Source organism: Variovorax sp. 10N420 (genome assembly GCF_056394705.1).
On sequence record NZ_JBFTIJ010000006.1, the window covers coordinates 387764 to 410486 of the forward strand.

General features: G+C 63.4%; 24 protein-coding genes. 8 read left to right on the top strand and 16 right to left on the bottom strand.

What is annotated here, in order from left to right:
* Positions 1-16 precede the first annotated feature (16 nt).
* Complete coding sequence (locus AC1DEK_RS18195; RefSeq protein ID WP_478126666.1) at positions 17-337, bottom strand: hypothetical protein; 321 nt, start codon at positions 335-337, stop codon at positions 17-19.
* 134 nt (positions 338-471) lie between these two features.
* Here AC1DEK_RS18195 and AC1DEK_RS18200 point away from each other — a divergent pair, with 134 nt between their 5' ends.
* Positions 472-2277, top strand: coding sequence for a glutamine--tRNA ligase/YqeY domain fusion protein (locus AC1DEK_RS18200; RefSeq protein ID WP_478126667.1), 1806 nt, complete (start codon positions 472-474; stop codon positions 2275-2277).
* Positions 2278-2295: 18 nt separating this feature from the next.
* Here the strand turns inward: AC1DEK_RS18200 and AC1DEK_RS18205 are convergent, their stop codons facing one another.
* Entirely contained in the window at positions 2296-3228 is a 933-nt protein-coding gene (locus AC1DEK_RS18205; protein WP_478126668.1) for a M14 family metallopeptidase, read from the bottom strand.
* Between the two features lie 137 nt (positions 3229-3365).
* Here AC1DEK_RS18205 and AC1DEK_RS18210 point away from each other — a divergent pair, with 137 nt between their 5' ends.
* Positions 3366-5018 carry an HsdM family class I SAM-dependent methyltransferase gene (locus AC1DEK_RS18210; protein ID WP_478126669.1) on the top strand — a complete coding sequence of 551 codons (1653 nt, stop codon included), beginning with the start codon at positions 3366-3368 and terminating at the stop codon, positions 5016-5018.
* Entirely contained in the window at positions 5015-6193 is a 1179-nt protein-coding gene (locus tag AC1DEK_RS18215) for a restriction endonuclease subunit S (protein WP_478126670.1), read from the top strand. The genes AC1DEK_RS18210 and AC1DEK_RS18215 overlap by 4 nt, the downstream gene beginning before the upstream one ends.
* A 22-nt stretch (positions 6194-6215) precedes the next feature.
* On the opposite strand, the gene AC1DEK_RS18220 is transcribed toward AC1DEK_RS18215, so the two are convergent.
* The 7 genes from AC1DEK_RS18220 to AC1DEK_RS18250 all read right to left on the bottom strand — a co-directional run bounded on the left by AC1DEK_RS18220 (position 6216) and on the right by AC1DEK_RS18250 (position 12968).
* Positions 6216-6551, bottom strand: a complete 336-nt coding sequence (locus AC1DEK_RS18220; protein ID WP_478126671.1) for a type II toxin-antitoxin system RelE/ParE family toxin — start codon at positions 6549-6551, stop codon at positions 6216-6218.
* A complete protein-coding gene (locus tag AC1DEK_RS18225; RefSeq protein WP_478126672.1) occupies positions 6548-6811 on the bottom strand; it encodes a ribbon-helix-helix domain-containing protein in 264 nt (87 codons plus the stop codon). The genes AC1DEK_RS18220 and AC1DEK_RS18225 overlap by 4 nt, the downstream gene beginning before the upstream one ends.
* A gap of 48 nt (positions 6812-6859) precedes the next feature.
* Entirely contained in the window at positions 6860-7582 is a 723-nt protein-coding gene (locus AC1DEK_RS18230) for an ABC transporter ATP-binding protein (protein ID WP_478126673.1), read from the bottom strand.
* 10 nt (positions 7583-7592) lie between these two features.
* Positions 7593-9545: an ABC transporter permease subunit gene (locus tag AC1DEK_RS18235; protein ID WP_478126674.1), complete on the bottom strand. Its 1953-nt coding sequence runs from the start codon at positions 9543-9545 to the stop codon at positions 7593-7595.
* Between the two features lie 24 nt (positions 9546-9569).
* Positions 9570-10445 (bottom strand): branched-chain amino acid ABC transporter permease, encoded by an 876-nt coding sequence (locus AC1DEK_RS18240; protein ID WP_478126675.1) that lies wholly within the window; start codon positions 10443-10445, stop codon positions 9570-9572.
* A gap of 80 nt (positions 10446-10525) precedes the next feature.
* Positions 10526-11755 (bottom strand): ABC transporter substrate-binding protein, encoded by a 1230-nt coding sequence (locus tag AC1DEK_RS18245; RefSeq protein ID WP_478126676.1) that lies wholly within the window; start codon positions 11753-11755, stop codon positions 10526-10528.
* 169 nt (positions 11756-11924) lie between these two features.
* Complete coding sequence (locus AC1DEK_RS18250) at positions 11925-12968, bottom strand: aldo/keto reductase (RefSeq protein WP_478126677.1); 1044 nt, start codon at positions 12966-12968, stop codon at positions 11925-11927.
* Between the two features lie 159 nt (positions 12969-13127).
* On the opposite strand from AC1DEK_RS18250, the gene AC1DEK_RS18255 reads away from it, so the two are divergent.
* Complete coding sequence (locus tag AC1DEK_RS18255) at positions 13128-13433, top strand: hypothetical protein (protein WP_478126678.1); 306 nt, start codon at positions 13128-13130, stop codon at positions 13431-13433.
* Complete coding sequence (locus tag AC1DEK_RS18260; protein ID WP_478126679.1) at positions 13414-14346, top strand: sigma-70 family RNA polymerase sigma factor; 933 nt, start codon at positions 13414-13416, stop codon at positions 14344-14346. The genes AC1DEK_RS18255 and AC1DEK_RS18260 overlap by 20 nt, the downstream gene beginning before the upstream one ends.
* 40 nt (positions 14347-14386) lie before the next feature.
* On the opposite strand, the gene ylqF is transcribed toward AC1DEK_RS18260, so the two are convergent.
* Both ylqF and AC1DEK_RS18270 read right to left on the bottom strand, forming a co-directional pair.
* A complete protein-coding gene (gene ylqF / locus AC1DEK_RS18265; protein ID WP_478126680.1) occupies positions 14387-15352 on the bottom strand; it encodes a ribosome biogenesis GTPase YlqF in 966 nt (321 codons plus the stop codon).
* Positions 15353-15394: 42 nt separating this feature from the next.
* Positions 15395-16330 carry an aminotransferase class IV gene (locus AC1DEK_RS18270; RefSeq protein WP_478126681.1) on the bottom strand — a complete coding sequence of 312 codons (936 nt, stop codon included), beginning with the start codon at positions 16328-16330 and terminating at the stop codon, positions 15395-15397.
* A gap of 111 nt (positions 16331-16441) precedes the next feature.
* Here AC1DEK_RS18270 and AC1DEK_RS18275 point away from each other — a divergent pair, with 111 nt between their 5' ends.
* Both AC1DEK_RS18275 and AC1DEK_RS18280 read left to right on the top strand, forming a co-directional pair.
* Complete coding sequence (locus tag AC1DEK_RS18275; RefSeq protein WP_478126682.1) at positions 16442-16822, top strand: HPF/RaiA family ribosome-associated protein; 381 nt, start codon at positions 16442-16444, stop codon at positions 16820-16822.
* A 50-nt stretch (positions 16823-16872) separates the two neighbouring features.
* The gene (locus AC1DEK_RS18280; protein ID WP_478126683.1) at positions 16873-17511 is read left to right on the top strand and encodes a carboxypeptidase regulatory-like domain-containing protein; all 639 of its coding nucleotides are present in this window, start codon (positions 16873-16875) and stop codon (positions 17509-17511) included.
* Between the two features lie 24 nt (positions 17512-17535).
* Here AC1DEK_RS18280 and AC1DEK_RS18285 read toward each other — a convergent pair whose 3' ends face one another.
* The 3 genes from AC1DEK_RS18285 to AC1DEK_RS18295 are packed head-to-tail and all read right to left on the bottom strand — an operon-like array spanning position 17536 to position 19956.
* Positions 17536-17985, bottom strand: coding sequence for a desulfoferrodoxin family protein (locus AC1DEK_RS18285; protein ID WP_478126684.1), 450 nt, complete (start codon positions 17983-17985; stop codon positions 17536-17538).
* Between the two features lie 19 nt (positions 17986-18004).
* The gene (locus AC1DEK_RS18290) at positions 18005-18379 is read right to left on the bottom strand and encodes a response regulator (protein ID WP_478126685.1); all 375 of its coding nucleotides are present in this window, start codon (positions 18377-18379) and stop codon (positions 18005-18007) included.
* Entirely contained in the window at positions 18376-19956 is a 1581-nt protein-coding gene (locus AC1DEK_RS18295) for a sensor histidine kinase (protein WP_478126686.1), read from the bottom strand. Before AC1DEK_RS18295 ends, AC1DEK_RS18290 begins: the two co-directional genes overlap by 4 nt.
* Before the next feature lie 117 nt (positions 19957-20073).
* Here AC1DEK_RS18295 and AC1DEK_RS18300 point away from each other — a divergent pair, with 117 nt between their 5' ends.
* Positions 20074-21198: an adenylate/guanylate cyclase domain-containing protein gene (locus AC1DEK_RS18300; protein ID WP_478126687.1), complete on the top strand. Its 1125-nt coding sequence runs from the start codon at positions 20074-20076 to the stop codon at positions 21196-21198.
* Positions 21199-21211: 13 nt separating this feature from the next.
* Here the strand turns inward: AC1DEK_RS18300 and AC1DEK_RS18305 are convergent, their stop codons facing one another.
* Both AC1DEK_RS18305 and AC1DEK_RS18310 read right to left on the bottom strand, forming a co-directional pair.
* Complete coding sequence (locus tag AC1DEK_RS18305; protein ID WP_478126688.1) at positions 21212-22129, bottom strand: SDR family NAD(P)-dependent oxidoreductase; 918 nt, start codon at positions 22127-22129, stop codon at positions 21212-21214.
* A gap of 127 nt (positions 22130-22256) precedes the next feature.
* Entirely contained in the window at positions 22257-22634 is a 378-nt protein-coding gene (locus AC1DEK_RS18310) for a response regulator (RefSeq protein WP_478126689.1), read from the bottom strand.
* Positions 22635-22723 lie beyond the last annotated feature (89 nt).

Consider the following 22723-nt stretch of genomic DNA (forward strand, 5'->3'; position numbering starts at 1 on the left):
TAACTTTCAACCGCGCTCAATAGCGATAGTACGGTCCGCGGTGGTGACGATGGTAGTACCCAGGCGCCGGACGGTAGTAGACCGGCGGGGGTGCCATGTACACCGGTGCGGGCCGGTAATACACAGGTGCGGGCGCGACGTACGCGGGGGCCGGTGCGTAGTAGACCGGCGGCGGCGCGTAATAGGGTTGCGGCGACGCAACACCCACGGCGATGCCGGGGACGTTCACGCCGACGGACCAGTTGGCTGCATTGGCCGAAGCCATGCCAAAAAGCGCACCTGCGGCAACCGCACCGGCAGCAGCCCATTTGAAGAGAGTGGATCGGGTCGTGGTCATCTCTGGATCTCCTGTTGAAGCGGTGTTGGCCGCCATGTAGGTATTGAACGCGGCAAGTGTCAATGTGGTGTACGCCGCACTGTGAAGAAAGTTGCCAAAAGTAACGCCCGCAGACCGCCCCCTAGAATGGGCGAATGACCTCCCCTGCAGCCGACAACGACACCGCCAAGCCAAGCAATTTCCTGCGCCACGTGATCGAAAACGACCTCGAACAGGGCACCTATTCGACCCGTAAATGGGGCGGCACCCCAGGCGATGCCGCACACCACGGCCAGGGCATGCAGGACCCGGCCAAGGTCCGCATGCGCTTTCCGCCCGAACCCAACGGCTACCTGCACATCGGCCATGCCAAGAGCATCTGGCTGAACTTCGAGCTTGCCAAGGAATACGGCGGCATTTGCCACCTGCGCTTCGACGACACCAATCCCGAAAAAGAAGAACAGGAATACGTCGACGCCATCCGGGACGCCGTGAAGTGGATGGGCTACAGCACCACGATGACGGACGATCCCGCCCACCCCGGCGCACCGAACGATCACGTGTACTTCGCAAGCAACTACTTCGATTTCATGTATCGCGCGGCCGAATACCTCATCGGCGCCGGCCTTGCCTATGTGGACGAACAGAGCGCCGACGAAATCCGCGCGACTCGCGGCGACTTCAACACGCCCGGCACCGACAGCCCTTTCCGCGACCGCACGCCCGAGGAGAACCTGCTGCGCTTCCGCGCCATGCGCGACGGCCGGCTCGAAGACGGCGCCGCCGTGCTGCGCGCCAGGATCGACATGGCGAGCCCCAACATCAACATGCGCGACCCTGCGCTCTACCGCATTCGCCGCGCCACGCACCACAACACCGGCGACAAGTGGTGCATCTATCCGATGTACACCTTCGCGCACCCGATCGAGGATGCGCTGGAACAGATCACCCACAGCATCTGCACGCTCGAATTCGAAGACCAGCGGCCCTTCTACGACTGGCTGCTTGACCGCCTCGCCGAAGGGGGCCTGATCGCCTCGCCGCATCCGCGCCAGTATGAATTTGCGCGGCTGAATGTGACCCACGTCATCACCAGCAAGCGCAAGCTGCGCCAGTTGGTGGAGGAAGGCCACGTCGACGGCTGGGACGACCCCCGCATGCCGACCCTTGCCGGGCTGCGCCGCCGCGGCTACACACCCGAGGCGCTCAGGCTGTTCTGCGAGCGTTCGGGCGTCACCAAGTCGGGCGGATGGATCGACTACGCCAGTCTCGAAGCCGCGCTGCGTGACACGCTCGATCCGATCGCGCCGCGGGCCATGGCGGTGCTCGACCCGGTCAAGCTGGTCATTACCAACTGGGGTGAGCTGATGGGCGGTGACGACGTCCTCGACGACTGCTCGGCGCCCGTGCATCCACACCACCCGGAGATGGGCCGACGCGACTTCAAGCTGGGGCGCGAAGTGTGGATCGAGCGCACGGACTACGAAGACGTGCAGCCAAAGGGCTTCTTCAGGCTCTTCCCGGGCAACAAGGTGCGGCTCAAGTACGGGCATGTCGTCGAATGCACCGGCGGCACCCGCGACGCGGACGGCAAACTGGTCGAAGTGCAGGCCAGGCTGGTGCCGGACACCAAGAGCGGCACACCAGGCGCAGATGCCATCAAGGTGAAGGGCAACATCACGTGGGTTGCGGTGGCCGACGCGGTGCCGGTCGAAGTTCGGCTTTACGAGCGCCTGTTCGCCGCGTCCCAGCCGGGCAGCGGCGAGTTGCTGGAAGAACTCAACAAAGCGAGCCTGCAGACGACGCAGGCGTATGCCGAGCCCTCACTTGGCGTGTCGGTGCAAGGCGCGCCCTATCAGTTCGAGCGTCACGGCTATTTCGTGCTGGACTCCCGCGCGAACGCATCGGGCGGGCGTGTATTCAATCGCGCAGCCGGCATGCGCGACAGTTGGGGCAAGTAGCCGCGCGGCTGCCCGCTTTCAGAGAGGCTTCGTCAGGTAGACGGCCTCTCGCCCCACGATCACCCGTTGCGCCGGCATGAACACGGTGCATTCGTCGCATGGCGCGCGAATTTCGTCCGGGCCATTGATTGCTATCAGCTCGCCTTTCGCAAAAGTCTCGAAGCCGATCAGCGGGCGCACGAAATGGAAGTCCTCCGACTGGATGACGTGCGTCTGCAGCAATTCAAAGCGCCGCTGCGGCTCGGGCGCGGCGACCGGTTCTCTCTCGATCAGCCCGAAATGCGCCAGAAAGCGCAGCGACACTTCGGTCGCGAGGTCCGCCGCAGCCTTCTTGAAATGCTGGCCGCATTCGACGACCACCGCCGCGCCGGGCGCATCCGCTCCGGCATGCAGGCCATGCTGGATCAGCGGCGTGCCCGAACCCAGCCCACTCGGCATCGCGAGGTGAACGGGCGGCAACCCGATCGCCATCGCCACGCTGGCATTGCGCTCGAATGCCGGATAGACCCAGAAAGGCACCACGTCCTGGCTCGTCGAATGGATGTCCAGGATGTGGTCCGCCGCCGCGACCACCGGCCGCAATTCGCGGGCGCGGCGCAGTTCGGGGCTGTCCTCAGGCCCGTCCAGCCACTCATCGGACCACACGCGATTCAGGTTGTGCACGATCTGGCGGTTGTCGAAGGGCCGTTCGATCGCGAAGGCGTTGTAGGCCTCCACGTGCGCGAAGCTCACGGTCAGCGTGCCGATCTTGGGGCGGACGCCGGTGTCCAGCAGATGCGTGGCCGCGACCATGCCGCAAATCTCGTTGCCGTGCGTCAGCGCATTGATCAGCACGTGCGGACCGGGCTGGCCGGATTCGAAGCGGTGGACGTAGTCAATGCCGGTGTTGCCGTGGCGATAGGCGGAAATGTCGCGCGGGAGCACTTCGAATGCGGGGAGATCCTGGGTCATGAGGCTGCGTTTCCTGCGTTTCTCTGGTCATGGCGGCATTCGCCGGGTCCCCGGAGTTTGCTCCAATTTGCCTCTTAGACTCGTGGGCTCATCATGCGAATCGCCCAAGCCCTGTCCCCATGCCTTTGACCGCTGAAATGCGACGGTCCATCGACCAGATTCGCGACTATCTCTTTGGCGGCGGCTACCCCGATCCTGTCAGCAACGCCGAACAACTGTCGTTCCTGTTCTTCTTCTATCTGCTGGAGACCATCGACGACGAAAACGCCCTGCGTGCCAAGACGCTGAACGAGCCCTACACCAGCATGTTCAGCGGCGATTGGCCCCTCAGGAATGCGTCCAACGCTTCTCTGCCCTCCGCGCGCGAGGGCGTGCTGACGGCAACGGTCCTCCAGACCGGCACGTCCGTGATCCCGCGCTCGCGCTTCAGGTGGTCCGCCTGGGCGACCGACTTGACGGGCGATGCGCTCGTGCACTTCGTGCGCGACGAGGTCTTTCCGTTCTTCTCCGAAATTGGCGCGGCCGGCGCGCACGACTTCATGCGCGGTGCGCGCCTGGGCATCAGCGAGCCGACCGTGCTGTCGCAGGTCGTTCGGCTCGTGGATGGCCTCGGGCTGGCCGACGCGGACTCCGACACCAAGGGCGACCTTTTCGAGCACGTCTTGCGGCAGATCAGGCAGGCGGGCGAACTGGGCCAGTTCCGCACACCGCGCCACATCATCCGCCGCATCGTCGAGATGGTCGACCCGACCATCGGCGAAACCATCTACGACCCGGCGGCCGGCACTGCGGGGTTCCTGGTGGCGGCCTACAACCACATCCGCCTCGCTCATTCATCGCCCGGTGCCATCGTGGAGGCCGAAGCCGACGGCAAGCTCCTGAGGCGCGGCCTCGGCGACAAGCTCACGGACGAAGAGCTCGCGATCCTCCAGGACAAGACCTTCTACGGCAACGACGTCGACCCGAAGATGGTCCGCCTCGCGACGATGAACCTCACGCTGCGCGGCCTCGCCAACGTGCGCATCCTCCAGCGGAACGTGTTGACCTCGGCGCTCGACCATTCAAAGAAGGCCGAGCTCGACCTGCCGCCCGAAGGCTTTCACGTGGTCCTGGCGAATCCGCCTTTCTCCGGGCGCGTCGACAAGGACCGCATCATCGATGACGTGCGAGTGGGCACCACCAGCAGCACCGAACTGCTCTTTCTCAAGTACATGATGGACAGCCTCCGCGCCGAGGGCCGGGCCGCCGTGGTGGTGCCGGAAGGCGTCTTGTTCGGCTCGACCACGGCGCACAAGGAATTGCGCCGCCAGCTCGTCGAGAACAACCAGGTCGATGCGGTACTGAGCCTTCCGGGCGGCGTGTTCCAGCCCTACTCGGGCGTCAAGACTTCGGTGCTCTTCTTTCGCAAGTGCGGCAACACCGAGCATGTGCTCTTCCTGCATGTCGAAGATGACGGCTATGCACCCGATGCCAATCACGACCGGCCCATCGAAGCCGACGACCTGCCGCGCCTGGCGCAAGCCTATGCGCAGCGCGAAACGTCGCTGGCCCGCTGGGAAGCGCGCGAACCCGAGGTCGAATGGGGCGAGAAATGGTGGTTCGCAGACGCCGCCACGCTGCGCGCCAACGACTTCAATCTCTCGGCGGCGCGCTACCGACCCCTGACCGAAGCGCAAGCCGAGCATCGCAACCCGCGCGAACTGGTCGACGAGGTCATCGCGCTCGAACTGGAGTTCGCCAAGGAAATGGAAAACCTGCGAATCCTGCTCACGGAGCGGGAAGAAGAATGACGGCGCCACGGATCGCGCTGCGGGAGGTGGTCGAGGCGAAGACGGGCACGATGAACCCGTCGGCCTGGCCGGGCGATCCATTCACCTACGTCGATGTCGCCGCCGTCGACAACAAGAAGAAAACCATCACCGGCGCTCGCAAGATGATGGGCGCCGAAGCGCCCAGCCGCGCGCGCAGGCAGATCCGCACTGGCGACGTGCTGGTTTCAACCGTCCGGCCGAAGCTCAACGCCGTCGCGCTGGTGCCGCCGGAACTCGATGGAGAAATTGCAAGCACCGCCTTCTGCATATTGCGTGCGACCCCGCGCGTGCTGCCCGAATACATCTACTTCTTCGTGCGGTCGAGGCAGTTCGTCAATGGCGTGTGCAAGCTCGCGACCGGCGCGCTGTATCCGGCGGTGTCGGATGCTCACGTCCTCGACCAGAAGATCCCGCTGCCCGACTTGAATGAACAGCGCCGGATCGTCGACCTGCTGTCGTGCGCGCAGAGCGCCATCCGCCTGCGTCGCGAAATCCGCGAGCGGACCGTCCAGATGGTGCCGGCGCTCTATGCCGACGTATTCGGCGATTCGATCGGCAATCCCAGGCAGTGGCCCGTCGTGCCTCTCGAAAGCCTTTTGAAGACCGGTCCGCAGAACGGGCTCTACAAGCACAAGTCCGCATACGGCGCCGGTACGCCGATCGTTCGCATCGACAGCTTTCGCGACGGCGAACTGCGCGAACCCGGCTCGCTCAAGCGCCTTCAGATCGAGGACGACGAAGCGAGGCGCTATGCGCTGGACTCTGGAGACATCCTGATCAACCGCGTCAACAGCCCGGAGCACCTCGGCAAGAGCGTCTTGATCCGCACCGTGGCCGAACCGACGGTCTTCGAATCGAACATGATGCGGCTGGTGCCGAACACCGAACGTGCTTTGCCGCAATACCTGATCGCCGCGCTGCAGACGCGCCGAACCTCTCGGCATTTTCAGACCCGCGCCAAGCGCGCGATCAACCAAGCGAGCCTGAATCAGCAGGATCTGAAATCGCTGCCGGTGATGCTGCCGCCGCTGGACAAGCAGCTTGCCTTTGCGCGCTATGCGGATGCCACCGCCGCGGCTCAGGCGACAGAGGCGTTGCTGCTGAAAGGCGCTGAGGAAACGCTGGAGTCGCTGCTGGCGCGTACGCTGCGCTGAGCCGTATTTGCTGAAAAGCGGCTCATGGTCCGCCGGAAGCCGGCTCCTGCATCCACGCAGGTATATGCCTGTGGCCGTGCAGGACCCGCCAGACGTCGATGCAGTCTGTCTGCTCAAAGTAAAGAACAAGGTACGAAAAGCGGGTCAAAGACCAGAAACGCAGGCCGGGCAAGTCGAGCTCAATGGCGTAGCGTGTAGAGCCCGTTCCGGGGTTTCGGCTGATGTGGATGTAGGCACTCTCGAGCTCGTCGATGAAGCCGAAGGCGGCGCTTTCCGCGCCCTCTTTCATGTAGTACGCGATGACGTCGTCAATGTCGCGGTTTGCCTGTTCTCGGGGGACGACCGCTTTCGCCCTCACCTCTTACCGCCGGCCCGGGACGCCTTTTTTCCGGCGCTGCGCACTCTCTCGCGCAAACCGTCGAAGTAGGCCTTGTCCGCAGTGGCGGCGGGCGCGGAGAGCCCTCCCTGGAGAAGAAGAGTCCGCAACTGAAGCTTTTGTTGATCCTTGCGGATGAGCTCGCGAACATATTCACTGCTCGTGCCATAGCCGCGCTCCACCACTTGCTCATCGACGAACGACTTCATGGCGTCCGGGAGCGATACGTTCATAGTGCTCATCAGAAGAGCCTACGAGTTTTGGCAAAAATTGGCAAGACCGCCGGATCCTCAGTGCCCGCCTCCAAGATACGCTGCCTTCACTCCGGGATCATTCCTCAGCTTCTCGGCCGGCCCGTGCAGCGAAATCCGGCCGTTCTCCAGCACGTAGCCATAGTCGGCCACGCCAAGCGCGGCAGCCGCGAACTGTTCGACCAGCAGCATCGTCACGCCCTCTTGCTTGAGCCGCTCGATGATTCGGAACACTTCGGCCACCAGGATGGGTGCGAGCCCCATCGACGGCTCGTCGAGCAGCACAACCTCAGGGTTCAACATCACCGCGCGCGCCATGGCGAGCATCTGCTGTTCACCGCCCGACAAGGTTCCTGCCAGTTGCGTACGGCGCTCTTTCAAACGCGGAAAGAGCTCCATCGCCCGCTCGAGATCGGCTGCCACGTCGCCGCGCGGGCGGCTGCCGGTCAGCCTCGGGAATGCACCCAGCGTGAGGTTGTCCGTGACGCTCATGGTCGCGAACACGCGACGGCCTTCGGGCGAATGCGCGAGCCCGAGCTTGGCGATGTGGTAGGACTCCAAGCCCTCGATGCGCTTGCCGTTGAGCGCGATTTCACCGGCGGTCGCGCGGATCATGCCCGACACCGCGCGCATGGTCGTGGTCTTGCCGGCGCCGTTGGAGCCGATGAGGGTCACGACCTTGCCCTTGGGCACTTCGATCGAAATACCGTGCAGCACTTGCACCTTGCCGTAGCCGGCGGAAAGATTCTGGATGGTCAGCATCTGTTGATCCTCACGCCGCCTGCGCGGCCGGTGCCGCCGTTTCCTGTCCGCCGAGATAGGCCTCGATGACCTTCTCGTCCGACTGCACCTGCGCAGGCTCGCCCTCGGCAATCTTCTGGCCGAAGTCGAGCACCGAAACCGTATCGCACATGCTCATCACGACGTCCATGTGGTGTTCGATCAGGATGACGGTCACGCCGTGCTCGCGGATCTTGCGGATGATCGCGATCAGCTCCTTGATGTCGGGCGCCGTGAGTCCGGCTGCGGGCTCGTCGAGCAGCAGCAGTTGCGGGTCGAGCGCCAGTGCGCGGGCGATCTCCAGCAGGCGTTGCTTGCCGTAAGGCAGGTTGCGAGCCTCTTCCGCGGCGAACTGCTCCAGGCCGACGAACTTCAGCAACCCGAGTGCGCGGTTGGCCGCGGCAAGACTTTCGCGGCGATAGCGCGGCGTGTGCACCGCCACGTCGAAAAGATTGCTCCTGAACGTATGGTGCAGGCCGACCTGCACGTTCTGCTGCGCGGTCATTTCGCCGAAGAGCTGCACGTTCTGGAAGGTGCGCGCGATGCCCGACAAAGCGATGTCCGCCGACGTGCGGCCCACGAGCGAGCGTCCGCCGAATTCGATGTTGCCGGCGGTGGGCACGTAGATGCCGGTCAGCACGTTCATCATCGTGCTCTTGCCCGAGCCGTTCGGACCGATCAGCCCATGGATCGCGCCGCGCTTCACCTTCAGGTCGACGTTGTTCAGTGCCTTGAGGCCGCCGAACTGCATGAGCACGCCCGAAGCCTGCAGCAACTCCGCACCGCCGCTGCCCGATGCGGCGACGCTCACCGCGTCCGACGGCCCCGCGACCTGGCCGACCACATCGGCCTGTGCCTTGGGCCGGCGCAGATTGAGCGCGTTGCGCACGAAACCGACGATGCCGTCCTGCAGGTAATAGACGACGAAAAGCATGATCACGCCGAAGATCGACAGCCGCCAGTCAGTCATCGTTTCGAGCCAGAACGAGAGCCCCGCGAGTGCGATGCTGCCGACCACCGGGATCGCCATCTGCTTGGGCGTCACGCGCTGGCGCTGGATGCCGATCACGGCCGTGATCATCACCAGCACGGCCAGGCCGACCGACACATAGCGGAACAGCACCACGTCGTCCAGCAGCTTGGGCAGCAGCACGATGATGGCCGCGCCGAGCATCGACCCGATGCGGCTCTTGCGCCCGCCCATGATCACCGCCAGCAGGAAGAGCACCGTCAGTTCGAAGTTGTAGGTGTTCGGCGAGATGTATTGCTCCGAGTACGCATACAGGCTGCCGGCCAGCCCGGCGAATCCGGCGCTGATCACGAAGGCGTAAACCTTGTAGCGATACACCGAAACACCCATGCAGTCCGATGCGACGGGGCTGCCGCGCAGCGCCTCGAAAGCGCGCCCGAGATGCGAGCGCAGGATGCGGTGCACCACGATCAACGACAGCACCAGCATCACCGCCACCAGCCAGAAGAACTCGCGTTCATCGAGCTTGTGGCCGAAGAGCGGCGGCTTGCTGAGCTTGATGCCCATCGGCCCTTCGGTGATGAAGCTCATCTCGTTGATGAGAATCTGGATGATGGTCCCGAAGGCCAGCGTCACCATGGCGAGGTAAGGCCCCGTCACCCGCAGCGCAGGCAGCGCGAGGATGGCGCCGAAGACCGCCGTGACACCGATTGCGGCGACCAGCGAAACCAGCAGAAGCGCGCCCGTCTTGTACACCAGCACACCGGCGGTGTAGGCGCCGAGACCGAACAACCCCGCATGCCCGAGCGATACCTGTCCCGTATAGCCCACCACGATGTCCAGCCCGAACAGCAGGATCGCGTAGATCATGATCGTTTCGAGCAGGTGGATGTAGTAGGGGTTGTCGATGCCGATCGGGAACAGCATCAGCGCTGCAAACCCCGCGATGGCAAGAAGAAAGCGACCAGTTTTCATTGTGTTGACTTCGATGCCTCGCGCTCAGACCTTCTTGATGGCCGTCTTGCCGAACAGACCCGCGGGCCGAACGGCCAGTACGATCAGCAGCAGCACCAGGCCCGGTACGTCCTTGTAGCCGGTGCTCAGATAGAAACCGGTGGTGGTCTCGGCAATGCCGAGGATGATCCCGCCCACCACGATGCCCATGCCGCTGGTCAGCCCGCCGATGATCGCCACGGCAAAGGCCTTGAGCCCCAGCACCGCGCCCATCGTGGCACCCGTCAGCGTCAGCGGCGCAATCAGCACGCCGGCAAATGCGGCCGTGAGCGACGACAGCGCATATGAAAAGGTGATCACCAGTCCGGTATTGATGCCCATCAGCTTGGCCGCATCACGATCGTTGAAAGTCGCGACCACCGCCTTGCCGTAGATCGAGCGGCGATTGAAGACTTCCACCGCCAGCATCATCAGGATGGCGCCGACCACCACCAGGATTTCCATCGGCAGCACATTTGCGTTGAGGAACTTGATGGGTGCTTCCGGCAGCGGCGAAGGAAATCTCAGGTCGTCGCGGCCCCAGACGTTTTCCGCGACGTTCTTGAAGATGATGCCCAGCGCAATGGTCGACATGATCCAGCCAAACTCCGACTTGATCTTGATCGCGGGCCGCACGCCAATGCGCTCCACCACCGCGCCCTGCACTGCGCCGAACAGGCACACGATCGGGATCATCAGCCAGTAGTTCACGCCCAGCGTGACCAGCGTCAAGCCAACGAGCGCGCCGAGCATCAGCGCATCGCCCTGCCCGAAATTGAGAGTGTCCGAAGTCGCGAAAGTCAGCTGATAGCCGAACGCGATCACGGCATAGATCATGCCCAGCGCGATACCGCTGAAGATGAGTTGAGTGAGGATTTGCATGGCGGCTCTTGCGATGCGTTGAACATGAAAAGGCGCCGCCCCAGGGAAATCCCCGGGGCGGCGCCTGTGGGAGGCGCAGCTTAGTTCTTCAGCAGTGCGTCGTTGGCAGCGTTGTTCTTGATCTGCACCTTCGACGCATTCTTCATGTCGTCGGCGTTGGCATAGCTCACGCGGCCGCCCTTGACTTCACCGAACACCGGGATGTTCGCGGTGATCGCGTCATGGTCACCCTTGGAAAAAGGCTTGTTGTAGGTCGTCACCACACCTTCGACCGGCGTCTTCAGGTCTTCGAGAGCGGCCATGATCTTCGGGCCTTCGGTGCTGTTGGCCTGCTTCATCGCGGCGGCCAGCAGGTAGATGGAGTCGTAGCCCTGCGCAGCCGACACCGGCGAATCGATGCGGTTGTTCTTCGGCTTGAAGGTCGCGATGTAGCTGGTGATGAAGCTCTTGCGCTTGGGCGTGGTCGGCTCCTGGATAAAGGTCTGCGGCATGCGCGCACCGTCGCCGCCGGGGCCGGCGTTGTCGATGAAGTTGGCCATCGACAAGGTCCAGCTGCCGATCATCGGGACTTTCCAGCCCAGCTTCGTCATGCCGTTGGCGATCTGCGCCAGCTCGGGGCCGATGCCGTAGGTCAGCACTGCTTCGGCGCCGGCTTCCTTGGCCTTCAGCAACTGGGCCGTCATGTCGACGTCCTTGATGTTGAACTTCTCGACCGCGACCGGCGTGATGCCCTTGGCCTTGAGCGCCTTCTCCAGATCTTCGCGACCGAGCTGTCCATAGTTGGTCGAATCAGCCAGGATCGCGACCTTCTTGTAGCCGCGACGCGTGACTGCTTCCTCGACGATCATCGGAGCCTGGATGCTGTCGTGCGCCGAGTTGCGGAAGACGTAGTTCTCAGGATCCTTGTCGAACTGGTGCGTGATGACCGAGCCGGTCGCCACGTTGTTCATCACCGGGATCTTCGCTTCCTGGAAGAAGCGTTGCGAGGCCAGCGCCACGCCCGTGTTGATATAGCCGACAACCGCGACGACCTTCTCCTTGTTGATGAACTCCTGGGCGATCTGCACGCCGCGTTCATTCTTGGCTTCGTCATCGCGTTCGACGAGCTGAATCGGCCGGCCCAATACGCCGCCAGCCTTGTTGATTTCTTCCGTTGCCAGGCGCACGCCGTCGCGCATGCTCACACCCATCGAGGACGACCCGCCGGTAAACGGACCGTCCACGCCGATCTTGATGGGATCGGCTGCGAATGCTCCCGCGGAAAAGGCGATAGCGCCTGCCACGGCGAGAAGCTTGAAACTCAAGGGCATGTCGAAAATCTCCAAGTGTCTGAATGTGTCGGAACCATAGGCGAGAGAGAGAAAACCGAAGAGAGTGACAACCCTAAATGGATGCAAATCGGACGCATTGGGCCGTCCGCGCAAACCAATTACATGCACCCATTCGATGCACCCATCCGGCTCTCATGGCTGCGCCGCTTCAACGCTGCGATTCGGCAAGTTGCTTCCGGCGGTTTTCCCCTTGCCGGGCGAACATCCATCCGGGGTATTCCGCAGGCAACCGGCTGACTTCATCGAGTTGCGCCAGCTCTGCCGCGCTCAGCTCCACTTTGGTGGCGGCCATGTTGTCGGCGAGTTGATCCGGCCGCTTGGCGCCGATGATGACGCTGGTGACCTGCGGTTGATGCAGCAGCCACGCCAGCGCGATCTGCGCGACCGACACGCCGTGCGCCTCGGCGATCGGACGCATCGCATCGACGCAGTCGTACGCGCGGTCCTTGTTGACGGGCGGAAAGTCGAAGCTGGTTCGGCGGCTGCCCTGTTCGCCCTGTTGTTCGCGGCCGTATTTGCCGCTGAGCAGGCCGCCCGCGAGCGGACTCCACACCATCAGCCCCACGCCTTCGCTGCGAAGCATCGGCACCAGCTCGCGTTCAAGATCGCGTCCGGCGATGGTGTAGTAGGCCTGCAGCGATTCGAATCGTGACAGCCCCCATCTCTCGGAGATGCCGAGCGCCTTCACGATTTGCCAGGCGGCCCAGTTCGAAACGCCGACATGGCGCACATGCCCGTGACGCACGAGCTGGTCGAGCGCACGCACGGTTTCTTCGATGGGCGTCGCCGGATCGAAGCCATGGATCTGATAGAGGTCGATGTGATCGAGTTGCAGCCGCTTCAGGCTCGCCTTGACGCCATCCATGATGTGGCTGCGCGAGGCGCCGCGTGCATTCGGCCCGGGGCCTGTTTCGCCGAAGACCTTGGTCGCGACGATCACGTTCTCGCGCGGCACCTTGAGGTTCTTGAGCGCCTGCCCGGTGATCTGCTCAGAGACGCCGTTCGAGTAGACATCGGCCGTGTCGATGAAATTGATGCCGGCATCGAGCGCCGAGCCGATCAGGCGTTCGGCGTCGCTCTGCTGCAGATCGCCAATTTGAGCCCAGATGCCTTCGCCGCCGCCGAAGGTCATGGTTCCGAGGCACAGCTCCGACACGAAAAGGCCAGTGCGGCCGAGAGGATGGTGACGCATGGAAGACAACTCCTTGTTGTGCAGACAAACAAATCGGACTCGCAGCATAGGCGCCCTCCGAAATTCCTGCAGGCGCCGCTACCGCATCCTTTTGGGGCGCCCGAACGTCTTGTCTTTGTCACAGAATGGTTCCGGCGCCGCCGGAGAAAGGATCCCCACGTGAAGCACATGATTCGATACAAGGTCAAGGCCGACCGCGTCGCCGAAAACGAGCGTTCCTCGGCCAAGGTTTACGAGGAACTCCATAAGCTCAAGCCGAAGGGCCTGCGCTATGCCACTTTCCGGCTCGACGATGGCGTGAGCTTTGTGCACATCGTCTCGTATGACCAAGCCGATGGCACCAGCGTGCTGACCGACATGCCGGCATTCAAGGAATTCACCGCGGGCGTTCGCGAGCGTTGCGAGGAGCCGCCGGTCAGGACGGAACTGAAGGAGATCGGCTCATATGGATTCTTCGGCGACTGAGCCCGGCAACGACATCATCGCCACGCTCGAGGAGGGCCGGCGCCAGTTTCTGGCGCTGGTCGATGGCATCAGGCCTGACCTGCATCGCTACTGCACGCGCATGACGGGCTCGGTGGCCGACGGCGAAGACGTCGTGCAGGACACCCTCGCGCGGGCCTACTACCAACTGCCCGAGCTGAAGGAAATGCCGCCGCTGCGGCCATGGCTCTTTCGGATTGCGCACAACAGGGCCATCGACCACTGGCGGCGCGATGCGCATCGCATGGCCGAGCCCATCGAATCGGTGCTCGACATTGCCGACGACGAAACGCGCGAGCCGGACCAGACGCTTGCTCGCCAGCAGGCGGTGCGCGCCGCGCTCTCGTGCTTTCTGCAGCTCGCACCGGCGCAACGCGGCTGCGTGATCCTCAAGGATGTGCTGGACCATTCACTGGAGGAAATCGCCGGGGAACTGGATCTGAGCGTGCCAGCAGTCAAGGCCGCGCTGCATCGGGGACGAACGCAGCTGCGCCAGTTGTCCGCTTCGACGATCGATATTTCTTCGGTGCGCCCGCCCACTGCAATCTCCCCTGCCTTGCGCCGTTATGCCGATCTCTTCAACGCGCGCGATTGGGACGGCGTCCGGGCGATGCTGGCGGACGAAGTTCGCCTGGACCTCGTCTCACGGCGCAAGGCAGCCGGCCGGCGCGAGGTCGAGATCTACTACACGAACTACAGCCGACAGGACGATTGGCGGCTGGTGCCTGCGTGGCTCGACGGGCGCGAAGTGCTGGCTGTCATGCGCGCGCCCGGGGCGACGCTGCCCGGCTACTTCATGGAACTGCAGTGGCGTGAGGGGCGCGTCAGCTTCATAAGGGACTTCCGGCACGTGCCCTACATCACACTGGAAGCGCCGATCGAACTGGCGGATTGAGCGCAAGACCAAAGCGACCAAAGCGCCCTTGTGCCTTGCATCAGGCCGTTGGCGTTTCTCCGGCGGCATCGTCTCCGGTCTCGCGCCGCCCAGAGCCCTTCTTGTTGGCCCTGGCTTCCTTCTTCGCCTTGCGCTCGGCATCCAGCAGTTGCCCGGCCGCAAGCCATTGCGCGAATTCTTCCGGCGTTTCGAGCGTGATGCGCCCCAGATTGCCGCTGCGGAACTCGTGCATGACGATCTCGGCGGCCTTCTGCAAATTCACGCGGCCCTTGCCCAGCAGTGCGCCGCGCTTGCGGCCGATGGCTTCGAGCACCTCCTCGTCGCGGAGGCCCGCAATCGGCTCCAGCTTGAAGCGTGCTTCGACAAGGCCTGCGTAGTGCTGCTTCAGGTACGACAGCAGTTCCAGCGCCACCTCTTCGTCATCGAAAGCATTGCGGCCGATGGCGCCGCTTGCAGCCAGGTTGTAGCCGCTCTTGGCAACGATGATTCGCGGCCACAGCATGCCCGGCGTGTCCCACAGATAGAAGTCGTCGGCCAGCGTGATGCGCTGCTCCAGCTTGGTGATGCCGGCCTCGTCGCCCGTCTTGGCCTTGCGGCTGCCGGTGAGCGTGTTGATCAACGTCGACTTGCCCACGTTGGGGATGCCGCAAATCAGCACCCTCATCGGCTTGGCCATGCCGCCACGTTGCGGGGCCAACGCGTGGCAGGCGTCGATCAGTTGCCGGGCGGGCGCGGCCTGGCCGGCATCGAGACCGATGGCGCGCGTCTCGGGTTGGGCGTTGTAGTGTTCGAGCCAGCGCGCCGTGCATCCCGGGTCCGCCAGGTCCTGCTTGTTGAGCACCTTGAGCCCCGGTTTGTGGCCGGTGAGTTCGGCCAGCATGGGATTGGCGCTGGAGCCGGGCAAGCGCGCATCGAGCAGTTCGATGACGACGTCGATGTCCTTGATGCGCTCGGCGATGGCTTTCTTGGTCAGGTGCATGTGACCGGGGAACCACTGGATGGCCATCGCGAATGTCTTTCTCTGTCTGTGAACGACCCGGGATTGTCGTCAATTCAGATCGTCGCGATAGTCGATCGGAAGGCTGTAGGCTGGCTCGCGGTGCCAGTCCCAATAGGTCTCGAGAAGCCGCTGCGTGATCGGCCCCGGGGAGCCCTGGCCGATCATCTGGTCATCGACTCGCGTCACCGGCAGCACGCCGCCGCCCGAAGTGCTCAGGAACACTTCATCAGCCTCGCGCAGTTCGCCCGCAGGCAAGTCGCGCAGTTCGACAGGCAAGCCGAGTTTCTGCGCGATCTCGATCACGGTACGGCGCGATACACCTTCGAGCACCCCCTCCTTCGGCGTGACGACCACGCCATTGCGCACGCAGAAGATGTTGAAGCCGGGCCCTTCGACCACATTGCCCGCGGCGTCGGTCAGAACGACGGTATCGGCACCCGCATCGAGCGCGCTCAACAGTCCCATGGTGAGATCGTTCCAGTGATAGTTCTTGGCTTTCGGGTCGACCGAACGCGCCGGAATACGCTGCACATCGCTCACCTGCAGGTGCAGGCCGCGCTCCCGCTGCGCTTCATTGGCGATCCACACGAAAGGCACCGCGAAGGCATAGAACTGATTGACCGCCTGCCGCGGATCGCGCGAACCCCACGGCGGTTGTCCGCGCGTCACGATCATTTCGACATACGAACTTCGCAGGCCGCTCTTGCGCACGCATTCGGTCAGCACCGCAACGATCTGGTCGGGCGTGAGGCCAGGATCGAGGCGAAAACGCTCGCAGCTTCGCATGAAGCGCTCGAGATGCACGTCCAGCCTGAAGAACGCTCCATCCCAGACGGTGACCACGTCATAGGTCGCATCCGAACGCAGGAAACCCCAGTCGGTGATGGGAATCGCGGCCTCGGCAATGGGCACGTATTGGCCCCGAATGAAGGCAACCCCGTTCGAGTAGTCAGGCGCAAGCCCAGGTTGGACGGAAGAATTCATGGTTCTGCAAGTTCCTTCGAATGAGTGCACGGCCATTGTGGACATTGGAGCCCGAGGCCCAACTGACCGCATGCTAGAGCCTCTCGCCCAATAGTCGCGAAAGGTAGCAGCATGCAGATTCAAGTGAGAACGAGCAACGGCATCGAGAACAAGGAGGCGCTCGAACGCTGGGCCGATGGCCAGATACGCCAGACCCTCAGCCGCTTCGTCGAAGACGTCACCCGCGTCGAAGTCCATCTCAGTGACGAAAACCATGACGCCAGCGGCGGCGGCGCCAAGCGCTGCGCCATGGAGGCGCGCCTGGCGCATCACCAGCCACTGGCCGTCACCCACCACGCATCCAACATCGACGAGGCGTTTCGCGGAGCGTCGGAAAAGCTGAAGCGTTCGCTGGAGAGCGTGCTCGGACGGCTCTACAACCATCGCCAACGCGATTCGATCCGCAATGGCGCCGAAGGCGATGCGATCGACGCCGAGGGGGATGCGCCTTGAGGGGCGTCCGGGCCCTCGGGCTCCTTGGGACGCTGCTTCTGGCGTGCGGCGTGTCGAATCACGGCTTCGCGGGGAGTCTGAAGGGCAAGATCGTGTTCGCCGGCCCTGCGCCGGCGCCGGTCAAGGTGCCCGTCACGATCGATCAGTATCTGTGCGGCAACGAAAAGGCCGCCGACGACTTGCAGGTGTCGGCGAATCGCGAAGTCCGAAATGCCGTCGTCTGGATCGAGAACGCGCCCGCCGACGTTGCGCCGTCCGTGAATCAGAAGGTCGAGGTCGACCAGAAGGGATGCGCCTTCATCCCCAGGGTCGTCGTGGTCCGAGCCGGCGGGACAGTCGATTTCCTCAACAGCGATCGACTGCTGCACAACATTCACGCCACGCCGAAGGCGAACGTTTCTTTCAATCGAACGCAGCCCATGGGGCGGACGATTCCAATCACCTTTGCCCAGCCTGAAATCGTCCGCATCAACTGTGACTTGCATTCATGGATGACCGCATGGGTGGTCGTCGCGGCGCACCGCTTCTATGCGGTCACCGGCGCCGACGGAACGTTCGCATTCGACGACCTTCCGCCGGGCCAGTACAAGCTGCAGATCTGGCATGAACGCCTGGGAACGACACCGGCGAGTGTCACCGTGAGCGATCGGGAGCCCGCGCAACTCTCGGTGGAACTGAAGCCACGGTAGAGCCGAACGCACAGTCAGACGCCCTCAAGGCACAACGGCGATCTTCTTCGTCGTTTCCCACGCGGCAGAGTGGGTCGGCTCCTCGACTGCCCGGAGCGATCCGCCCTCGTCGAGCGCGATCGTGAAAGTCACGGTCGGCGACGAATACACGGGGTGCAGGTAGGCGCGCGCGATCTCCACCGAGTCCTTGTAGAGCGCGATGTAGCGCACGAAGTGCTCTGACAGAGACGGGTGCTGCGAATCGGCACCGACGCTGATCGTGACGTTGAACCACGCGCCCCGTCGCACGCTGTCCGGCGCTGTGATCTTGGGCGAGTGTTTCGGGTCGGAGCCTTTGTGAACTTCGCGAAACTCCGGCGTGAACTGCTGGACCTGCTCTTCTTCCGCACGCACGCCTGCAGCAGCAAAGCACATTGCCATCGCAATCGTGGCAATGACGACGCGCTGCGCGCCTGGAATGTTCGCTGTTGTCATGAAACCCTCCGCTGACTGATCAGATGTCCGGCAGAAACTGCTTGATCATTCCCAGCAGTTCGCTGGGGCTGTAGGGCTTGGCCAAGTAGCTGGCGGCGCCCGCCTGCAGCGCCTTTTCCCGGTCGCCGCTCAGCGCATATGAGGTGATGACGATGATTGGGATATGCCGTGTAGCCGCCTCGGTGGTCAGGAGCCGCGCGGCGTCGAGCCCGGACATCTTGGGAAGCTGCACGTCCATGAGGATGAGATCGGGCAACTCCTGCTGCGCGAGCGCCACGCCGGCTTCGCCGTCCCCCGCTTCGATCAGTTGACAGGCAGAACGCTTGAGCAACTGCCGGACGATCTTGCGGTTGTACTCGTTATCCTCGACATAGAGGATCTTGCGCTCGGTCATGGATCAACCTCCTTGCTGCGCCCGCCCGCGCGCAATGGCACGGAGAAAAGAAAGGTGGAGCCCTTCCCCAGTTCGCTTTCGACCCAGATGCGCCCGCCGAGCCTCTCAACGAACTTCTTCGAGATGCTGAGCCCGAGCCCCGTGCCGCCGAATTCACGCGTGATGGTCGTATCCACCTGGCGGAATTCCGTGAAGATGTTGTCGAGATCGCACTGAGCAATGCCGATGCCCGTGTCCGAGACGCTGTAGATCAGGTCGTCATCTACCAATTCCACTGCGATCTCCACGCGGCCTTGTCGCGTGAACTTCAGTGCATTGCCGGCCAGGTTGGTCAGGCACTGTGCAAGCCGACCGCTGTCGCCGAACGCTACGGGCAAATCCTCCGGCACGCGCGCGGTGAATGCGAGCCCCTTTTCAGCAGCGATGGAGCGCAGCGATGTTCGCACTGTGTTCACGACGTCACTGACCGCGTAATCGCTGAGCGCGAGTTCCATGCGCCCTGCCTCGATCTTCGACAGATCGAGCACTTCGTTGATCAGACGCAGCAGATTGCGGCCGTTGACCTGTATGTCCGTCAGCGGCTCTTTCAGTTCAGCCGGAACCTCGCCGTAGATCCCGTCGATCATCATTTCGCTGAATCCGAGGATCGCATTCATTGGCGTGCGCAATTCGTGGCTCATGTTGGCCAGGAACTCGGACTTTGCCTTGCTCGCGCGCGAAAGCTGCTCGTTGAGGTCCACGAGCTTCGCGGCCGCCTGCCGCTGGGATTCGTCCAAGCGCTGAAGTTGCTGACTCATGTGGTTCATCCGGTCGGCGAGCACTCCGAATTCGTCACGGTTGGGCACGGAGATTCTGCGCCCGAAGTTTCCGGCCGCCACATCGTCCATGAAAACGGCCGCCGCGCGTACCGGCAAGATGAAGGACCAAGAGATCACGAATCCGCAGAGCCAAGCCAGCAAGACGGCGCTGACTGCAAAGACGGACGTGAGGATCAGCGATCGGCGGTTGGCCGCGCCGACGCTGTCGCGCAGACGAGCCATCCGGCTTTGCTCGACCTCGACGAGTTGGCCCATACGCGACGCGATCCGGTTGTCGAGGAGTTCCTCGCGCTGCAGCAAATCGGCCGTGATGTCCCCCAGCTTGCCGTCGCGAATGGCATTGGCGATGTCGGCCACGACGCCCATGGCATCGTCCTGCGAAGCGCGGATCTGGTCGATCAGCCCTTTCTGGCCGCCGGCCGCCGAGGTGTCCAGCTTGGCCAGTGTTTCGTTGAACCGGTTGTTCTCGCGGAGGATGCGTTCAATAGCGGCCTCGTCTTTCGACAGCAGTGCGAGTGCAGTGAAGTGCATCTGCCGGTCCAGCGCATGCTGGCTCTGCTGCGCCCAGCTGACCCGCTCATGGGCTTGGTCCAGCATGCGGCTCTGCTCGGTGATGTTGACGATGATGAGCAGGCTGGCCACCGCCATGGCGATGAACAAGAGCGTGATGATCAGGAATGCCAGGAGCAGCTTGGTGTGCACCGAAGCGCGAACAGCGGCGACCCTTTGCACCAGCCCGGCAAAAGGCGACTGTTTCAACACCCGCGTTACAAGCTGTTCGAGTTTGATGGCCACTCCATCAAGGGACCGAAGGTAGCTCGCAGCCTTGTGGAACCACCATGAAGCCGCTACATTTTTCGTCTCGGGAGAAAGACGGTGAGAACCCCCCCACGCATCCTCATCGTCGACGACAACGCGACCAACGTCAAGATTCTGCAGGCCCGCCTTGGCAGCGAGGGCTACGAAGTGGTCTCGGCCTCCGATGGCCTCGAAGGCCTGCAGGCGGCGCGCGAACTCTCGCCCGACCTGATCCTGCTCGATGTGATGATGCCCAGGATGGATGGGCTGGAGGTTTGCCGCCGCCTGCGGGCGGACCCCGACTTTCCCTTCACGCCGATCATCATGGTGACGGCAATGTCCGACCTGAAGGACGTCATCGCGGGCCTGGAGGCGGGCGGCGACGAATACCTCACCAAGCCTGTGGACCACGCCGCCCTTGCCGCGCGCGTGCGCTCGATGCTGCGGATCAAGCGGCTGCACGACCAGGTCGAATCGTTGGTTGCACAGGTGAAGGACTGGAACGCTTCGCTCGAGCACCGCGTCGCCACCCAGGTCGCCGAACTTGAACGCGTGGGCCGCCTACGCCGATTCTTCTCGCCGCAACTGGCGGAGCTCATCGTCAGCGGCGACGCCGAGGACCCTCTGCAAAGCCATCGTCGCGAGATCACCGTGGTGTTCCTCGATCTGCGCGGCTTCACTGCCTTCGCCGAAAGCGCAGAGCCTGAGGACGTCATGGGCGTGCTGCGCCAATATCACGCGGCGACCGGCGAACTGATCCTCGCGCATGAAGGAACACTGGAGCGCTTCACCGGCGACGGCATGATGATCTTCTTCAACGATCCGGTGCCCGTGCCGGACGCGGCCGAACGCGCGGTGCGCATGTCGCTGGCGATTCGTGAATGCGTGGGCTCGATCGCCAAGACCTGGGTGCGCCGCGGCTATTCGCTCGGGCTTGGCATCGGCATTGCCCAGGGCTTTGCCACGATTGGCGCCATCGGGTTCGAAGGCCGCTGGGACTATGGCGCGATCGGCACTGTCACCAATCTCGCCGCAAGGCTGTGCGGCGAGGCGGAAAGCAACGAGATCCTGATTTCGCGCAAGGTGTTTGCGCAGCTGGAGTCGATGCTTGAGGTGGACCCGCCTCGGGCTCTCAGCCTGAAGGGGTTTCAGCGGCCGGTCGATTGCTTCAGTGTGCAGGGCATCGCGGCGCCGGCGAGCTGAGGCGTCGACTGCCTCAATGCCGACGCGAGTTCGCCATCGCCTTGCCCACTTCGTTCGTGCCCTGCGCCGCGCCGCTCTGAGGCACGATCTCGCCGTGGCGATCGGTCACTTCGGCCAGACGCGCAGCAAGCTGTTCCGGCGCATCGGCGTCGAGCCCGATCCACGTGCCTTGCGTCAAGGTGATGTGCGCAGCCTCGAACACGCCGGCACCGGCGCAAAGGATGGTGCGGTTCGGCGCGTCCTGGGCCGCCAGCACGAGCATCGCGGGCACCACGGCTTCGGGCTTGAGGGCATTCAGCACTTCCTCGGGCATCAGGTCCTCGGTCATGCGCGTGGCGGCCGTGGGCGCGAGGCAGTTCACGCGGATGTCGTTCTTGGCGCCTTCGATGCTCAAGGTCTGCATGAGTCCGACCAGCGCGAGCTTCGCAGCGCCGTAGTTGCTCTGGCCGAAGTTGCCGTAGAGGCCGGAAGACGACGTGGTCATCACGATGCGGCCGTATTTCTGCTCGTTCATGATCGCCCACACGGCCTTGGTGCAATGCACCGCACCCATCAGATGAACATCTACCACCAGGCGAAAGTCGGCCAGTTCCATCTTCGCAAAGCTCTTGTCGCGCAGGATGCCTGCGTTGTTCACTAGGATGTCGACGCGACCCCAGGCGTCTACAGCCTGCCGGACCATGGCCTGCACGGCTTCGAAGTCGGTCACCGAAGCGCCATTGGCAATCGCCTCGCCGCCAGCGGCCTTGATCTCGTCGACCACGGCCTGTGCCGCACTGACCGATCCGCCAGACCCGTCGCGCGCACCGCCCAAATCGTTCACCAGAACCCTCGCGCCGCGCGCCGCAAGAGCCAGTGCGTGCTGGCGGCCCAGGCCGTTGCCCGCGCCAGTGACGATGGCCACGCGGCCCTTGAAGTCGAGATTGCTCATGCCGGAATGCTTTCGTAGGAGTCGTTGACGCGGTGCGTTTTACCCGAAAAGCAGCCGCGAGCACGTCTCCTGCGTGCCAAGTCGAGCGTCCGGTTTACCCAGCGCCCGTTTCGCCGGATTCCTCCGCTCAGGTCTTCTCGCTCAGACGCTCGCAGTAATCCAGCAGCAAATCGATCTCGGCCGATTTGTCGAAGAAGGCGTCCGCGCCCATGGCCCTGGAGCGTGCGCGCATGTCCGGCGTTGCGTAGTTGCTCAGCACGACGATCTTCTGGTGCGCGGCGCGCTTGCGGCACGCATCGACGACGCCGAAGCCGTTGCCCTGCTCGAGAAAAAGGTCGACGATGGCGACGTCCCAATCATCACCGTGCCTTCGCAGCCACGCCACGGCTTCGTCTTCGCCGCTGGCGTGGGCCACTACGACGGCGTCCGTGATGTCTTCCAGAAAACCGGCAAGGTTGTCGCGTATGACGGGGTTGTCTTCGACCAGGTAGGTCTTGAAAGTCATGGAAGAGTCGGCAGTCAGGTTGGAGAGGAGGCTTGCGCCGTGCCGCCCATCTTCGCCAACAATCTTGACGGCCTCGTGAGCGCGGAAGG

What these genes read in the sequence shown, in the direction of transcription:
- AC1DEK_RS18195 (WP_478126666.1), bottom strand. Translation starts at nt 337, where the DNA reads ATGACCACGACCCGATCCACTCTCTTCAAATGGGCTGCTGCCGGTGCG.
- AC1DEK_RS18200 (WP_478126667.1), top strand. Translation starts at nt 472, where the DNA reads ATGACCTCCCCTGCAGCCGACAACGACACCGCCAAGCCAAGCAATTTC.
- AC1DEK_RS18205 (WP_478126668.1), bottom strand. Translation starts at nt 3,228, where the DNA reads ATGACCCAGGATCTCCCCGCATTCGAAGTGCTCCCGCGCGACATTTCC.
- AC1DEK_RS18210 (WP_478126669.1), top strand. Translation starts at nt 3,366, where the DNA reads ATGCGACGGTCCATCGACCAGATTCGCGACTATCTCTTTGGCGGCGGC.
- AC1DEK_RS18215 (WP_478126670.1), top strand. Translation starts at nt 5,015, where the DNA reads ATGACGGCGCCACGGATCGCGCTGCGGGAGGTGGTCGAGGCGAAGACG.
- AC1DEK_RS18225 (WP_478126672.1), bottom strand. Translation starts at nt 6,811, where the DNA reads ATGAGCACTATGAACGTATCGCTCCCGGACGCCATGAAGTCGTTCGTC.
- AC1DEK_RS18230 (WP_478126673.1), bottom strand. Translation starts at nt 7,582, where the DNA reads ATGCTGACCATCCAGAATCTTTCCGCCGGCTACGGCAAGGTGCAAGTG.
- AC1DEK_RS18235 (WP_478126674.1), bottom strand. Translation starts at nt 9,545, where the DNA reads ATGAAAACTGGTCGCTTTCTTCTTGCCATCGCGGGGTTTGCAGCGCTG.
- AC1DEK_RS18240 (WP_478126675.1), bottom strand. Translation starts at nt 10,445, where the DNA reads ATGCAAATCCTCACTCAACTCATCTTCAGCGGTATCGCGCTGGGCATG.
- AC1DEK_RS18245 (WP_478126676.1), bottom strand. Translation starts at nt 11,755, where the DNA reads ATGCCCTTGAGTTTCAAGCTTCTCGCCGTGGCAGGCGCTATCGCCTTT.
- AC1DEK_RS18250 (WP_478126677.1), bottom strand. Translation starts at nt 12,968, where the DNA reads ATGCGTCACCATCCTCTCGGCCGCACTGGCCTTTTCGTGTCGGAGCTG.
- AC1DEK_RS18260 (WP_478126679.1), top strand. Translation starts at nt 13,414, where the DNA reads ATGGATTCTTCGGCGACTGAGCCCGGCAACGACATCATCGCCACGCTC.
- ylqF (WP_478126680.1), bottom strand. Translation starts at nt 15,352, where the DNA reads ATGGCCATCCAGTGGTTCCCCGGTCACATGCACCTGACCAAGAAAGCC.
- AC1DEK_RS18270 (WP_478126681.1), bottom strand. Translation starts at nt 16,330, where the DNA reads ATGAATTCTTCCGTCCAACCTGGGCTTGCGCCTGACTACTCGAACGGG.
- AC1DEK_RS18275 (WP_478126682.1), top strand. Translation starts at nt 16,442, where the DNA reads ATGCAGATTCAAGTGAGAACGAGCAACGGCATCGAGAACAAGGAGGCG.
- AC1DEK_RS18285 (WP_478126684.1), bottom strand. Translation starts at nt 17,985, where the DNA reads ATGACAACAGCGAACATTCCAGGCGCGCAGCGCGTCGTCATTGCCACG.
- AC1DEK_RS18290 (WP_478126685.1), bottom strand. Translation starts at nt 18,379, where the DNA reads ATGACCGAGCGCAAGATCCTCTATGTCGAGGATAACGAGTACAACCGC.
- AC1DEK_RS18305 (WP_478126688.1), bottom strand. Translation starts at nt 22,129, where the DNA reads ATGAGCAATCTCGACTTCAAGGGCCGCGTGGCCATCGTCACTGGCGCG.
- AC1DEK_RS18310 (WP_478126689.1), bottom strand. Translation starts at nt 22,634, where the DNA reads ATGACTTTCAAGACCTACCTGGTCGAAGACAACCCCGTCATACGCGAC.